At 65.3% G+C, this 13,981-nt stretch carries 11 protein-coding genes; 6 read left to right on the forward strand and 5 right to left on the reverse strand.

Going from position 1 to position 13,981, the window contains the following annotated elements:
• The first annotated feature begins 32 nt into the window (after positions 1 to 32).
• Entirely contained in the window at positions 33 to 1,907 is a 1,875-nt protein-coding gene (locus K1X11_RS13975) for an Ig-like domain-containing protein (RefSeq protein ID WP_221032734.1), read from the forward strand.
• Positions 1,908 to 2,088: 181 nt separating this feature from the next.
• Positions 2,089 to 2,859 (forward strand): PEP-CTERM sorting domain-containing protein, encoded by a 771-nt coding sequence (locus tag K1X11_RS13980; RefSeq protein WP_221032735.1) that lies wholly within the window; start codon positions 2,089 to 2,091, stop codon positions 2,857 to 2,859.
• A gap of 7 nt (positions 2,860 to 2,866) precedes the next feature.
• Here the strand turns inward: K1X11_RS13980 and K1X11_RS13985 are convergent, their stop codons facing one another.
• Positions 2,867 to 3,913 carry an aldo/keto reductase gene (locus K1X11_RS13985; RefSeq protein ID WP_221032736.1) on the reverse strand — a complete coding sequence of 349 codons (1,047 nt, stop codon included), beginning with the start codon at positions 3,911 to 3,913 and terminating at the stop codon, positions 2,867 to 2,869.
• 140 nt (positions 3,914 to 4,053) lie between these two features.
• On the opposite strand from K1X11_RS13985, the gene K1X11_RS13990 reads away from it, so the two are divergent.
• Both K1X11_RS13990 and K1X11_RS13995 read left to right on the forward strand, forming a co-directional pair.
• Positions 4,054 to 5,193 carry a glycoside hydrolase family protein gene (locus tag K1X11_RS13990; protein ID WP_221032737.1) on the forward strand — a complete coding sequence of 380 codons (1,140 nt, stop codon included), beginning with the start codon at positions 4,054 to 4,056 and terminating at the stop codon, positions 5,191 to 5,193.
• 300 nt (positions 5,194 to 5,493) lie between these two features.
• Positions 5,494 to 6,123, forward strand: coding sequence for a hypothetical protein (locus tag K1X11_RS13995; protein WP_324725987.1), 630 nt, complete (start codon positions 5,494 to 5,496; stop codon positions 6,121 to 6,123).
• A gap of 258 nt (positions 6,124 to 6,381) precedes the next feature.
• On the opposite strand, the gene K1X11_RS14000 is transcribed toward K1X11_RS13995, so the two are convergent.
• The 3 genes from K1X11_RS14000 to K1X11_RS14010 form a co-directional block, all read right to left on the reverse strand.
• Positions 6,382 to 6,750 carry a hypothetical protein gene (locus K1X11_RS14000; RefSeq protein WP_221031435.1) on the reverse strand — a complete coding sequence of 123 codons (369 nt, stop codon included), beginning with the start codon at positions 6,748 to 6,750 and terminating at the stop codon, positions 6,382 to 6,384.
• A gap of 113 nt (positions 6,751 to 6,863) precedes the next feature.
• Positions 6,864 to 7,934 (reverse strand): N-acetyltransferase DgcN family protein, encoded by a 1,071-nt coding sequence (locus K1X11_RS14005; protein ID WP_221031436.1) that lies wholly within the window; start codon positions 7,932 to 7,934, stop codon positions 6,864 to 6,866.
• Complete coding sequence (locus K1X11_RS14010; RefSeq protein WP_221031437.1) at positions 7,927 to 8,973, reverse strand: dipeptide epimerase; 1,047 nt, start codon at positions 8,971 to 8,973, stop codon at positions 7,927 to 7,929. Before K1X11_RS14010 ends, K1X11_RS14005 begins: the two co-directional genes overlap by 8 nt.
• Positions 8,974 to 9,284: 311 nt before the next feature.
• Between K1X11_RS14010 and K1X11_RS14015 the strand changes: the two genes are divergently transcribed.
• Together K1X11_RS14015 and K1X11_RS14020 are read left to right on the forward strand one after the other, a co-directional pair.
• The gene (locus tag K1X11_RS14015; protein WP_343212929.1) at positions 9,285 to 10,769 is read left to right on the forward strand and encodes a M81 family metallopeptidase; all 1,485 of its coding nucleotides are present in this window, start codon (positions 9,285 to 9,287) and stop codon (positions 10,767 to 10,769) included.
• 149 nt (positions 10,770 to 10,918) lie between these two features.
• A complete protein-coding gene (locus K1X11_RS14020; RefSeq protein ID WP_221031439.1) occupies positions 10,919 to 12,049 on the forward strand; it encodes a helix-turn-helix transcriptional regulator in 1,131 nt (376 codons plus the stop codon).
• A gap of 70 nt (positions 12,050 to 12,119) precedes the next feature.
• On the opposite strand, the gene K1X11_RS14025 is transcribed toward K1X11_RS14020, so the two are convergent.
• The gene (locus K1X11_RS14025) at positions 12,120 to 13,799 is read right to left on the reverse strand and encodes a hypothetical protein (protein WP_324725988.1); all 1,680 of its coding nucleotides are present in this window, start codon (positions 13,797 to 13,799) and stop codon (positions 12,120 to 12,122) included.
• Between the last annotated feature and the right edge of the window lie 182 nt (positions 13,800 to 13,981).

Genomic DNA, 13,981 nt, shown 5'->3' on the forward strand with positions numbered 1-13,981 from the left:
CGGCCATCCATGTTGGCTGCACCCTTTTCCCGATGAAGCTTTTCCCTCTCACTCGTGCGCCCCTGCGCCGGCTCACCGCCGCCGTCGCCTGCGCCGCCGCCCTCCTGGGGCCGACCGTCCCGACCGCCACCGCCCAGAATACGTCCGACGCGTCCATCCTCACCGACGCCGACGCCACCATGCGCGTGGCCGCCGATGGCCAGGGTGTCGCCGGCCAACTCACCGTCGCTCCCGCCATCCTCAGCAGCCAGATGGCCGACGAGCTCGTCTTCACCCTCACCAGCGAACCGCTCCACGGTCGCGTCGGTCTCGCCGGTGGCAGCTCCGACGACGTCTTCGCCAACAAAACCGCCCGCCTCGGCTACTTCGCCTATCGGCCCGACGAGGACTTCGAGGGCACCGACTCCTTCCGCTACGAGGTGCTCAACCGCACCACCGGTCTCACCTTCGCCAACGAGGTCCTCGTCGATGTCACCCTGCCGCCCCCCCTCGTGATGGACTCCTTCGAGGTCAGCACCGAGCGCACCTACGACATCCAGGCCGTCCCGGTCACCCTGCAGACCAAACCCAACCTCGCCGTCTCCGGCCAGCTCCCCAGCCACGCCGATTTCATGAACGCTGCCGATCGCGAGACGATCACCGATCCGCAAATCGCCTACGTGCTCGACGATCAGGCCAAACCCGCCCACGGCACCGCCCGCCTCGACCGGACCACCGGCGCGCTCACCTACTCCCCCGCGCCCAACTTCATCGGCGAGGATCGCTTCACCTACTACACGATCGACGAAAACAACCCTGCCATCGGCGTCGAGAACACCGTCGTCGTTACCGTCGAGCCCGTCCGCACCTTCCACACCAAGCGCGCCGACCGCTCCTCGAGCCGCGAGGTCGACCTCGTGTTTGTGATCAACAACTCGCCCTCCATGGCGCCGCACCAGGCCCGCATTGCCGCCAACCTGCAGCGCTTCCGCCAACTCTTCGACGCCCGCGATCTCGACTACCGCATCGGCGTGCTCACCACGGACTTCGTCAACTCCGGCCGCCGCCCCTACAAACGCGTGCGCGGCGACGAACTCAACGCCGCCGGCTACCCCGTCGCCATCCGCAACGGCCAGCCCCGCCAGACCACCAAACGCGTCGCCAGCAACGGCAACCTCGTCACCCTCGACATCATGCCGCAACCGTGGGTCACACCCACCACGCCCGCCGGCATCTTCGCCGAACTCGTCAAGGTCGGCACCAACGGCGACAGCAACCGCACCGCCTTCACCGCCGTCTACAACTTCGTCGCCGGCGCCTACAACGGTCAGCACGACTTCCTCCGCCCCGAGGCCACCACCATCGTCGTCTTCTTCATGGACGAGGAGGAAACCCGCATGGCCACCTGGGAAACGACCCGCGACGGCTCCCGCCGCGCCCAATGGATCGAAGACGGCACCCTGCCCGAGCTCCTCCAGGCCTACAACGCCGAGCACCCCGACGACCGCCAGACCCTCGACGGTTACATCAACTACTGGGTGCTGCGCCCCTTCATCATCGTGAAGGGCAACCAGCGCGGCAAACTGCAGATGCACGCCGTCGTCGCCCCCGACAACGTCTCCCATCGCCGCGCCGCCGAGCTCACCGGCGGTGCCGTGCTCAACATCCAGAGCGACTTCTCCGCCGACCTCGCTGCCCTCGGTGACCGCATCGCCGACACCGTGGCCGTCGCCCTCGATCCGGTGGAGATCGGCGCCACCCTCTACGTGCCGAGCCTCCAGGTGCTCGTCGACGGTGAGCCCGTCCCGATGGATCCAGAAAATGGATACATCTACGACGAACTCACCCACAGCATCCGCTTCCAGGGCGCCGCGAAACAAAAGGCCTTCGCCGCCCAGATCGAGATCAGCTACGAAGAACACAAGTAGGGCCCCTCAGGAGGATCGCGACCGCCGAGCGGCATCGACCCGATGCCGCGACCTTCGCACCTTTACGTAGGGGCTCGAACGGCATTCCGTTTGCATCAGCTCGCCGCGCACGTGTCCTGTCGTTGTCGTGCGGCCGACCACCCTTCTCCCCTCCCTTCGCGTCCTCCTCTGCGCCCTGCCCGTGTTGCTCCTGACCGGGCTGCTCCATGGGCAGCCGGTCACCTACTTCTACGGCGGCGACCTCCAACCCTCCGAAGGTGAATACGCCGATTGGTTCACCACCGTCGGCCCCGGGCATCCGACCAACTACCGCTTCGCCCACACCACGTGGTCGAGCGACGGCGACGTGCTCACCATGAACACCTCCTACTCACCGAGCGAGGGCATCTGGTTTGGCCGCACCAGCGGCTACAGCGACCCGTCCAATTTTTCCCTCGCCGGCACCGCCGACGGCAATCTGGTCCGCGCGCGCGTCGCCTTGGGTGAGTCGTCCGGCGAATGGTCGCTCTACTGGTATGATGGTGATGGATACGCCTCGAGTTTCTACTTCCTGCCCGGCGGCGTGAACTTCAGCTACCGCGACGCCAATGACGAAGGCGTGACGGAGTTTTATGCCATCGCCGACATGACGGAGTTTCACACCTTCACCTCCTACATTCTGGCCGGACAGGTGTCCTACTTCGTCGATGGCGTTTATCTCGGCGGCGGCCCGACGGGAGTGGGATCCGCCAATTTCCTGCTGATCGGCGACGGCTCCGCCACCAACGTTTCGGGCTACGGTTCCTTCCACGTCGACTCGCTGGAGATCATCACCGCCGTCGGCGCCAGCGCCCCGTCCCTCGCTGCCGTGCCGGAACCCGCCACCACCGCGCTCGGCATGGCCGCGCTGGCGGGCGGACTCGTTTTGCTGCGACAGCGACGCCGCAACCTCGTCGCGCCCGCCACAAACTGATCGGCGCTCACCCACGCCGCGCCGCCAACACGGCCTGCACCGTGTCGTCGTCGGCCTGGCGCTCGATCATCCAGCCCGGATACTCCGCCGGCAGCGCCGACACCGCATCGAGTTGCGCCAGCTCCTCGGCGCTCAGCGTCAGCTGGGTCGCCGCCAGGTTGTCATCGAGCTGCGCCTCATTCTTCGCGCCGATGATCACCGAGGTGACGAAGCGTTTCGCCAGCACGTAAGCCAGGGCAACGCGCGCCACCGAAACCTCATGCGCCTCGGCGATCGTGCGCATGACATCGACGCAGTCGAAGACCCGCTCCCGGTTCACCGGTGGGAAATCAAAACTCACGCGGCGCGCGCCATCCGGCCCCGTGCCATCGCGGTTAAACTTGCCGCTCAACAACCCACCCGCGAGCGGACTCCACACCATCAGGCCAACGTTTTCCTCTTCCAGGAGCGGCACGATCTCCCTCTCCAGGTCGCGCCCCGCGATCGTGTAATACGCCTGCAGCGAAACCGGCCGCACCCAGCCGCGCCGATCCGCGAGACCGAGCGCCTTCATGATGCGCCACGCCGACCAGTTGGAGACGCCGATGTAGCGCACGTGGCCTTGCTGCACGAGCGCATCGAGTGCCGCCACCGTTTCCTCCACCGGCGTGAGCGGGTCGATGCCGTGCACCTGATAAAGATCAATGTGGTCGGTGCCGAGCCGACGCAGGCTCGCCTTCACGCCATCCATGATGTGACCGCGCGACGACCCACGTTGGTTGACACCTTCCCCGACGCGCCCGTGCACCTTGGTCGCGAGCACGATCTCATCGCGCGCCCGCCCACTGTTTTTGAGCGCGCGGCCCGTGATCTCCTCGGACAGGCCTTCCGAATACACGTCGGCCGTATCAATGAAGTTCACGCCGCCATCCAAGGCCCGCGCCACGATGCGATCGGCCACCGATTGATCCAAACTGCCGATCGCCGTCCAAAAGCCCTTGCCGCCAAAGGTCATGGTGCCGAGGCAGATTTCCGATACGAGCAGCCCCGAGTTTCCCAACGTCTTGTAATGCATGCCCGCACCCTAACTCACGACCGCCAAGTCTCACGCGATAATCCCAGTTTTTCGGGCAACAACTTCGCGACGCCACAGCCGTCGTCCCGCTCCTCGTTTGACCTCCGGACTGCGACCCTCTTCCCTAAAATCATACCCCTATGCGTTTTGTGAAATTTCATTTCGGTCGCTACGCCCGTTCCCCCGTGGGAGCGCTCACGAGCGGACTCCTTGCCCTCATCCTCACCACCCTCCTCAACGCCGAACGTCCGCCCGTGACTCCCTTCCCTTCCGGCGGCGGCGTCCGTTGGGTTTCGCCCGCCACGATGGCGGAGATCTACGAGGAGGTGAAAACGCCCCACAAATACGGCATCGTGCTCCGGGGCGAAGCCGGCGAGCTGGTCGACTGCGCCAACGTGTTTCGCCACGAGGGACGTTGGTATATGATGTTCGTCGCCAGCCAGAATAACCAGGGCTACGAAACCCACCTCGCGGTCAGCGACGACCTGCTGCACTGGGAACGCCTCGGCAAGATCCTGCCCTTCACCCGCGAGGGTTGGGACGCCTGGCAAGCCGACGGCGGCCTCTCGCTCTACGACACGCGTTGGGACGACGCCACCCACGAACTCGGCACCCACGAGGGCCGTTACTGGTTGTCCTACATCGGCGGCGCCAAACAGGGCTACGAACCCGACCCTCTGTCCATCGGACTCGCTTCCACCACCGATCCGGTGGCGATCGCGCCGTGGGAGCGCCACGCCTCCAATCCCGTGCTCTCGCCGGACCAAAGCGACGCCCGCGACTTCGAGCGCAAGACCCTCTACAAAAGCGCCATCATCCGCGACGAGACCGAGACGCTCGGGGCCCCCTTTGTCATGTTCTACAACGGCAAGGCGCCACCCTATAACCGCGAGGCCATCGGCATCGCGCTTTCCGACGATTTGCACAGCTGGCGGCGCTACGGCCACGGGCCCGTGATCAACAACGTGGGCAGCGCGCGCTGGGCCATCAGCGGTGACCCGCAACTCACCAAGATCGGCGACGTCTGGGTGATGTTTTACTTCGGCGCCTTCTGGCAGCCCGATGCCTTCGATACCTTTGCCTGCTCCTACGACCTCGTGCACTGGCGCAAGTGGGACGGACCGCACCTCGTGCAACCCACCGAGTCATGGGATGCTGAATACGCCCACAAACCCTGGGTCATCAAACACGACGGCGTCGTCTATCACTTCTACTGCGCCGTCGGCGACCAGGGCCGCGTCATCGCCCTCGCCACGTCCAAAGACCTGCGCACCGAGTGAGCCGCTTCGCCGGTGCTGTCCGCATGTTTCGAGTCGGTTTCCCATCTGTTTTTCCGAGTCGGGGCCAGAACCGACCGCAATAGGCCGGCGCCCCCTCTATTATGAAAACTTTTCAGCGGGCTCTGGCTTTACGCAAACTGCTGGATCCCTAGGCTCGCCAGACTGGTTCGGCGCACCCCTTACGTCGACCCGGTAAGCAAACCCCCTTCCCCCATGTTTCCCTCCCCCCGGACCCTCCTGCGGTACGGTGCGTTGGCGCTCGCCGGCCTGCTGCTTACGCAGCCCTGCAGCGCATCCACTGTGGCCCAAACGCGCAGCCGTGAATGGCTGCAGCACTACTTCCAAAACCCTCAGCCCGAGCGCTTCGTGCCGGCCATGTATGAGCTGAGCCGCACCGATTATTTTGGACTGCCCGGTCACGCCATGATCGGCATCGGTTTTGTGGCCAGCCTCTTCCGCGACAACCCCGACCTGATCGACGAGTGGTTGCTCTACTGCCGCGACCTGCCCGTGCGTGAAGCCCGCATCGTGGTCGCCGCGCTGTGGTATTCCGAATACCCCAAAGCCAACGAATGGCTGCGCCTCTACGCCTCCGCGGTGAAAAACGACGACCTGCGCGCCGACCTTTTCCGCATCGCGGATCACCCGCCCTCCTGGTCCAACCAACTCGCCGACAGCCGCCCCGCCCTCTACCTGCAATGGGGTCGTTTCCTCGCCACGGGCGACGAAGCCGTGCTGCACAAAATTTTTGAGACCATGCCGCAGGTCGACGACCTCTCGCTGCGCGACCGCTGGTGGCTCGCCTGCAAGATGGCCGAGCAGGATGCCGCCATCTCCTGGTGTCTCGATCATTGGGACCAACAACCGCTCGAAGTGCAGGCCAACATGGAGCTCGTCCTCCAAGCCGCCGGCGACGCCGTCGCGGAATAAGCCCGACTCGCAGCTCCGCCTGGTTCTACTTGGTTCATTTGTCCTTTCAGCCACGGATCCCACGGATCAACACGGATGAAGACGCCTTGGGGCCCATGAGGAGCTGCGCTTGAGCCGAAGGTGAAAGCGTGGCCCGAAGGCGACCACGTTCTCGCTGCGCTCCAACGCCGCTACGCCGCAGCACGCCCGGATTCAGGGGCACAAATCCGTGGTTATCGGTGTGATCCGTGGCCCCTTTTCCATCCAAACCAAGCAAGCCTAAGCTCCCTCGGCGAGCCGCGGCTCAAAGAACTCGTCCATCGGCAGTCCATCGAGGTCTTCCAAAACTTCGTCCAGGCTGTCGGCGACCGCATCCAGATTCGTGTATTCCTCCCGGATCACCTCGGCCAACGCTTCGCACGCCGCGGCAACCTCCTCGTGGGTATAAACGATGAGCGCCTTCGGCTCGGTCTCGTCCTCGTCCTCCTCCTCGATCTCCCCCGTGTTGAACTGGGTAAACGGACGCGTCACCTCGGCCAGATCCTCCTCCAGCTCAATCACCTCGCGCACCTGCTCCAGCAGCCGTTCCGGCCACTCCAACAGCACCGTGCCGTGGTTCACCGCATCCAGAATAAATCGTCGCTCCATAGGACCGAGCACCCTTCCCCGCGCCGGCCCCCACGGCGAGCGTTTTCTCGCCGAAGGGGTCAATCCTATATCCTTGCAGTCGCCCGCTCTGTCCGACGTCCGGCCACCCGTGATCAGCCGCTCAAAATCGCATCGAAGATCGCCCCCGGTCCGAAGCGCACGACATCGGTGCACGGCAAACCTGTTTCGGCCGCCGCCGCATCCACCGCCGCCTGCGCCGCCGCGTCATCCAGTCCCCAAGTGTTGAGCGCAATACCCATCACCTTCGCCGGCGTCAGCGCACCCCCGGCCGCGGCCACTGTTTCGTAAAACGATACCACGGTCGGCAGCGGCGGCAAAACGATGTCCGGAAACGCCTGCAAGCTGCTCAGTCCCGCCTTGGCCACCACTACGAGGTGCGTCGGTTGCGTGCCGCGCAGCAGCGGCAGCGTGGCGGTCGACGAGGGATTAAACATCGAGCCCTGGCCTTCGACCCAGACCACATCGGCGTCCGCGCCGTGACGCATCACCTCGGCCTCGACCGCGCCACTCGCAAAATCGACCCGCACCGCGTCGAGACACACCCCGGTGCCGGCAATCATCATGCCGGTTTGGCCCGTGCCCACGAACGCCGAGCGCAGTCCCCGCTCTCGCGTCGCCCGATCGAATTCCAGCGCCGCGGTCATTTTGCCGATGTTCATGTCCGTGCCGACAAAGAGCACGCGCTTGCAACCCAAACCGCGGGCGGCCGCTTTGCCAGGTTTCAGGTCGGCGGGTTCGCGGCGAAGGTCCCACGTCCTCACCCCCGGCCGCAGCGCCGCCGCCACTTCGGGATCCGCAGCGAGCGGGGTGTGGCACCCGTTCCAAACCGACACGCCCGCCCGCACCGCTGCCCGCAGGTCCGACCACCAGTCCTCCTGCACCCGCCCGCCGGAAGGCGAAATACCGATCGCCAATACCGTGGGTCGTGTCGCCAGCGCTTCCTCCATCGTGGCAACGATGGTGAGGTCGGGCACGTCGGGCAAACGACTCACTTCGCGCAGCGAGCGGCCGGAAAACTCGCGGTCGATCACCGCCACCACTTCGGCCCCGCGATAACGCAGCAGCGACAGGCCGGTCTTGCCGTAGCGGGAGGAGAACCCGCCGTGTTGCAACAGGACCAAGCGCTGCGGCTGGGTCGCGTGGGAGGAGAAATCGTCAGACATGGGAAACGCCAAAACCGGCCGTGGAGGGAAGCACCGGACGACCGGCCCGCAGCTCCGCGCCACGGAAGGGGTCGTCCAACAGATTGAGATGACTGTCCAGATCGAGGTAGTCGACGAGCCCACCGAGCTGCGCCGCCGCCGTATTAGCGAGCGCGGTGTGACCGTAGCAGCCGATGAGCACCTTCAGCCCATGCGCCCGCGCGGTGTGGATCAGCCGCAGCGCCCCATCGAGCCCGCCGCACTTCATGAGCTTGATGTTGATGCCGTCGATCCCGCCCACGAGCGTCGCCAACTCTTCGCTGGTGCGGCAGCTTTCATCGACCATGAGCGGCAACGGACTCCGCGCGCGCAGCGCCGGCAAGTCCGCCTCGCCTCCCCGCACCAAGGGTTGTTCGAGGTGATCGATGCCGAAGTCCGCCAACCACTCCGCCATCTCGATCGCCGTATCCAGATTCCAACCACCGTTGGCGTCGACACTCACGCGCCACCCGCTTGGCAGCGCCGCATGCACCGCCGCAAACATCGCCTTGTCCGCCTCCACCCCGGCCGGCGACCCAAGCTTCACTTTGCAGGCGCACACCTCGACCGCCTCCTGCCACTGCTCGAGTCGACGCACCGCGCCTTCGGGCGAGTTGATGCCGATGGTCACCGACGTGAGCGGCCCCGGCTGATCCGCCAGTCCGAGCAGTTTCCAAACCGGCTGCCCCAGCCGTCGCCCCCACCAATCGTAGAGCGCGAGATTAACCGCCGCGATGAAGGCCGCCGGGGCGTCCGCGGCCCACAGCCGCCGGTCGATTTCCAGTCGCTCCCACGCGGTCGACCCCGCCAGCCACGCCCGATGCGTCGCAAAGGCCTCCCGAATGCGGTCCGCCGTCTGCGGCCGGTCGTCGATCGCGATCGGCACCGCCTCGCCCAGCCCCTCCACCCCGTCCTCCTGCCAGCGCAGCAAAAAGACGTGCGTGTGCGTGGAGGTGCCGCGGCTGATGGTGAGCGGCACGCGTTTGGTGAAGTGGTGTTCGGTGAGCGAGAGTTCAGGCATGGCAAAGAGAGCGGCGCGTCCAAGCCCTAGCGGGTGGTGGCGCCGACCTCAGCCTTTTTAGCAGGAATTCGGCTCAACACCCTCCGTGGAACCCCCGGAAATCGCTTCGCGCCCGGAGCCGACAATTTACGGGGTTCCCCCTAAACGGCCCGGCACGCCCTCCGCTACTCCAGCGCACCATGGACCTGACCCGCCGCCGTTTCCTGTCGCTCTCGCCCGCTGCTTTGGCCGGTGCGTCGCTGCCCGCCCTCGCTGCCACGGCGGCCTCCACCGCCTCCGCCGCAGCGACGCCCTCCGCGCCCGGCAAACCGCTGCGCATCGCGGTGATGACCTTTTCGCACGAGACGGTGACCTTCCTGCCCTACGACACCACGATCGACGACTTCACCTACGAGGGCTCCCCCGCCAAGCGAGAAGCCCTGCTCCAGTCGGGCAGCCGCAGCTACATGGGCGGCTTCGTCACTGTCGCCCGCGAGTTTGCCGGCGTGGAACTGGTGGGCATCGAGTCACCGCTCGGTTCCAAGGCCGGGTCCGGTTCGGGTTGGCTGACCCACGAGACCTTCGAGCACTTCATGGGCAACATGATCGCCGATCTGAAGACGCAGGGTGACTTCGATGGCGTCTTTCTCGCCCTGCACGGCGCCATGGGCGTGCGCGGCGTGCCGCAGCCCGAAACCGAAATCGCCCGCCGCGTGCGCGCGGTGGTCGGCCCCGATGCATTTATCGCCGCGACCTTCGATCCCCACGGCAACGAGGACGACAGTTTCTACGCGTTCGCCGATCTCGGCTTCACCGTCAAATACTACCCGCACTACGACAGCTACCTGCAGGGCGAACGCGCCGCCCGCACACTCATTCGCACCCTTCGCGGCCAGTATCAGCCTACCCACTACACGGTGAAGGTGCCCATCATCTCACCCACCGTGCTGCAATGGACCGGCGCCTCCCCGTGGTCCGATCTCGTGCAACGTTGCCTCGTCTGGGAGTCCACCGAACCCGACACCTACGTGAACTTCTTCTACGGCTTTCCGTGGTCCGACGTGCCCGATGTCGGCATGTGTTTTCAGGTCACCACCAACGGCAAACCCGAGCTGGCCGAAAAGATCGCCATGGACCTCGCGCACACCGCCTGGCGCCAACGGGAGGCCCTGCTCAACACCACCCAGATTCACCCCATCGCCGAAGGGGTGAGCCTCGCCGCCGCCGCCCTCGAATCGGGCGCCTACCCGGTAGTGATCGCCGATCACAGCGACCGTTCCGGCTACGCCACCTGGACCCTCCAGGAAATCATCAAACAGGACCTGAGTGATGCGCTCATCGTGACCGTCGCCGACCGCGACGCCATCGCGACACTGGTGGCTGGCGGCGTGAAACCCGGCGATGCCTTTGACATGCCCGTCGGCGGGCGGGTGGCCGACTCCGCCGGCGACCCCGTGCGCATCGTCGGCACCGTGGCCACTGTCACCCCGGGCCTCGGCCGCTCCGGCAAGGACGAGACGTGGGTCTCGGTCAAATTTGGACGCAACAACCTCCTCGTGATCAGCCCCTTCCTGAAGCAGATCATTCAACCCGAGCCCCTGCGCGAACTCGGCATCACGCTCGAGGACTACAAGGTGTTTGTGATCAAATCCCGGGTGCATTTCCGGCGCGGCTTCGACGACAACGCCTTCGCCAAAACCATCCTCATCGTCGAGCCCACCCAGAACTTCCTCGGCACCGTGCGCCTGCAAGGCCTGCCCTACGAACACGTCAACCTGCAGAACTACTACCCCTACGGCGACGTCTCCTTTCCCTGAGGGCTCTGCGAGCAGCGGTCAGCTATCAGCTATCAGCTATCAGCTATCAGCCATCAGCACTCAGCCGACCAGTCAACCAGTCGACCAGCACCCAGCAACCCAGCAACCAGCCGCCCAGGTTGGCACGCGGCCCGCTGTCGCTCCGCCTGATGTCCTTCGGTGCGGTTTCGTCCTCCTCCCTGTCCTCGGCTGCCGCCGCGCAGCGGCGTGACCTGCTCATTTCGCAACTGCACACCGCGGTCGACCTCGACGCGTTCTGGAAGGCCAGCCTGCAGCTGCTCAGCGAATGGGTGCCGCACCACTCCTGCAGCCTGCTCTACGGCATCATCGATCAACACACCCTGAACTCGCGGCATCACATGCCGGGACCCCGTGCCGACCGTCGCTCCGTGTCCAACCTCGACATCGTGCACGGCTTCCTCGCCCGCCATCCCGGCGTGCAGCTCTACACCTTCCGCGACGTCGTGTCGGAAGACCCGTCCGCCCAGGAACGGCAACAAGCCCAGCAGAGCCGTCACCACGCCGCGTGGGAGGACTTCGTGCACCTCGCTTTCTGGGACGGTCATCGCCCCGACGCCGTGCTCAGCGTGCGCCGCGAACGCGCGCAGGGTCCATTCACCGCCGCCGAAATCGCCCTGCTGCGCGAACTCCACCCCGTGATCGAAGCCGGCCTGCAGCGCCTGCGCCGCCTCGCCGACGAGCGCAGCCAGCACCTGAGCATCAAACGTTTCCTCGCCGAGGTGCCGGTGCCGGTCCTCTTTCTCAACGCCAACCTGCGCCTCATCTACGCCAGCCGCGAAGGTTACGCCGCCGCAGCGGAATGGAATCACGGTCGCGCCGCCGCCCGTCAACTCGACCCGCGCCGCGCCTTCGAACTGCCCCCGGCCATCGCCGATGCCTGCCGCGAACTCGGTGCCGACCTCGACGGACAGCGTCATCGCCGCGTCCCCCACCCCGAGCGCCGCGACCTCACCGCCCGCCTGCAGATCGATACGCCGGGCTCCTCGCCCTGGAGTCGGCCCGTTTACCGCGTGCTCTTCCTCACCGACCGCAGCATCGACGACGTGCCCCTCTCCGCCAACCCCGGGGTCTTGCCTCTCCTGCAACGCCTCACCCCCAACGAACGCCGCGTCGCACTCCTCGTCACCGAAGGCTGCCACAATCGCGACATCGCCACCCGCCTCGGCAAATCCCCGCGCACCGTCGAGTGCCAGCTCACCGAAATCTACCGCAAACTCGGCGTCCGCAACCGCGTCCAACTCACCCGCGCCCTCGCATAAGGGGTCAATCTTATATCCTTGCGGTCGCGCCCATTCGCGCACCGGGTCCACCTACCCCGCCCCCTTCGTCCTAAGGCTCCGTTTGCAGGAGGTAGATTTCACCGAGCGCTGTTCCCACATCGGTTGGATCCTCCGCTTCGATCCAAACGGTGTAGGCTCCCGCCCCGAGCGTCAGCAACATCGCCGCATCTGCACTCTCGGAATCCAGCGCGAAGGCACCAACTCGCTTTGCCGCCTCGGTCATCGCCGCATCGCCGCCCCACGCCGTGCCCGTCGCAACGATTTCCTGGGATTGGTTGAACACGGTCATGCGCGGGCGCGTCACCACGCCGGTCAGTCCAAATTCCTCCAATCCAGGTCCCACTGCCCGCAGCAGGAGGTGCGCCGGTTCGACCCCGGCAACCACAAAGCCCAGCACGATCGGACGTCCTTGGCCGACTTCGGCCCGCGTCGACAGATTGACCAATCCGCCCAGGTGTCCGCCGTCATCATAGAGTTCGTAGATTTCGCCCAACGCGGTGCCCGCCGAAGCCTGCGCGCCACTGATCACCAACGAATATGCACCATCCACGACCGCAGCGCGCAACGCGGTGTCGCGTTCGCCTGCACCAAACCCGAAGGCACCCACCCGGGCAAACTCATCGCCCACCACCCCCGCCCCGGTGTCTTCCCAATTGTCGTTGGCCGCCAGTTCCTCGCCGAGATGAATCAATCGGGCCCGCGGGTCGGCAACAGCGTCTCCCACGCCAAACGCGTGCAGCGACGGGCCCGCGCCACGCAGCAGAAATTCACGCTCGCCTTGATGGCGCGTCACAAAACCCACCACCATGGTTTGCGACTCTCCCGCGATCCGTGCCCGGGTCGACAGATTGCGGAGTCGGGTGCGCTCGACGACGTCGACCTCAGTTGAAAACCGCAGCGAGCCAATGGGATTGGAGACCGTGAGCACATACTCGCCCGCCGTCGATTGGGATACCACGGGTAACATCAGCTCTGGGCCATCCGCGTCCTCAATGACGACGCCATTGTGGAACCATCGATACTCCAAATCGTCCCCCGTTAACGGAGATGAAGGCGCGATGCGCAGCTCTTCCCCCACCCATGCGACCGGCGCGTCCGCCTCGATCGCATCGCCTCCCGCGGGTGGATTGAAGCCGAAAACCTCGATCGCGCCCACCGTCGCCGCATACGGCGCGACCGTTTCCGTGCCGGTGCCGCCCAGACTAAATCGCAGATACTGAATGTCGCCGCTGCTCGGCTGGTAGGGCCCCTCGTGCACCAGCGTATCATCGATCCAGATACGCCACACTTCGTGGGCATTGTCCGCCTCGATGCGCAGGTTGAACTGATCTCCTCCGGGGAGCGTCTCGTAGTTGCCACCATAGCTGCCGTATCCGTAGCCATTGGGAACAAAAACCCGCATCTGCAGAGCGCCATCGCGGCGAGAGAAACGGATCGACTGGACCACCGGCGTATCAAGGAAAACGGTGAATCTCTGGTTCCCGCCCGTTGAATCGGGCAGCTGACTAAGCCGCAGTGAGCACCGAATGTCGTAGTAGTCCTTGCCCGCCTGCACAGCGTGGCGGAACTGGCTGTAGCGATACGGAACCCCTTCGTAGATCATGCCGGTGGACCAGGGCACCAGCACCACCAGTTCGGCCGGCGACCGCAATCCGGTTCCCAAACAAAGCAACAGCATCACCAGCCATTGGTTTACTTTCGGTCCAAGTCTCCAATTGGGGTAAACCACGCGCATCCCCGGAAAATCTCAAACCTGCCCCTCTCTTCGCAACCTGGGATTCTCAGCAGGCCGCACTATTCAAGCGGTTGCGTCCCCGCATAAGGGGTCAATCTTATATCCTTGCGGTCGCGTCCTGGGGAGCCGCGCGCTCCGCTACGCCCTTGCCTTGCTGAACTGGCCCCGCATGCGTC

Origin of the sequence: Actomonas aquatica, assembly GCF_019679435.2 — a bacterium.
Taxonomy (GTDB): domain Bacteria; phylum Verrucomicrobiota; class Verrucomicrobiia; order Opitutales; family Opitutaceae; genus Actomonas; species Actomonas aquatica.

What these genes read in the sequence shown, in the direction of transcription:
- K1X11_RS13975 (WP_221032734.1), top strand. Translation starts at nt 33, where the DNA reads ATGAAGCTTTTCCCTCTCACTCGTGCGCCCCTGCGCCGGCTCACCGCC.
- K1X11_RS13985 (WP_221032736.1), bottom strand. Translation starts at nt 3,913, where the DNA reads ATGCATTACAAGACGTTGGGAAACTCGGGGCTGCTCGTATCGGAAATC.
- K1X11_RS13990 (WP_221032737.1), top strand. Translation starts at nt 4,054, where the DNA reads ATGCGTTTTGTGAAATTTCATTTCGGTCGCTACGCCCGTTCCCCCGTG.
- K1X11_RS14000 (WP_221031435.1), bottom strand. Translation starts at nt 6,750, where the DNA reads ATGGAGCGACGATTTATTCTGGATGCGGTGAACCACGGCACGGTGCTG.
- K1X11_RS14005 (WP_221031436.1), bottom strand. Translation starts at nt 7,934, where the DNA reads ATGTCTGACGATTTCTCCTCCCACGCGACCCAGCCGCAGCGCTTGGTC.
- K1X11_RS14010 (WP_221031437.1), bottom strand. Translation starts at nt 8,973, where the DNA reads ATGCCTGAACTCTCGCTCACCGAACACCACTTCACCAAACGCGTGCCG.
- K1X11_RS14020 (WP_221031439.1), top strand. Translation starts at nt 10,919, where the DNA reads ATGTCCTTCGGTGCGGTTTCGTCCTCCTCCCTGTCCTCGGCTGCCGCC.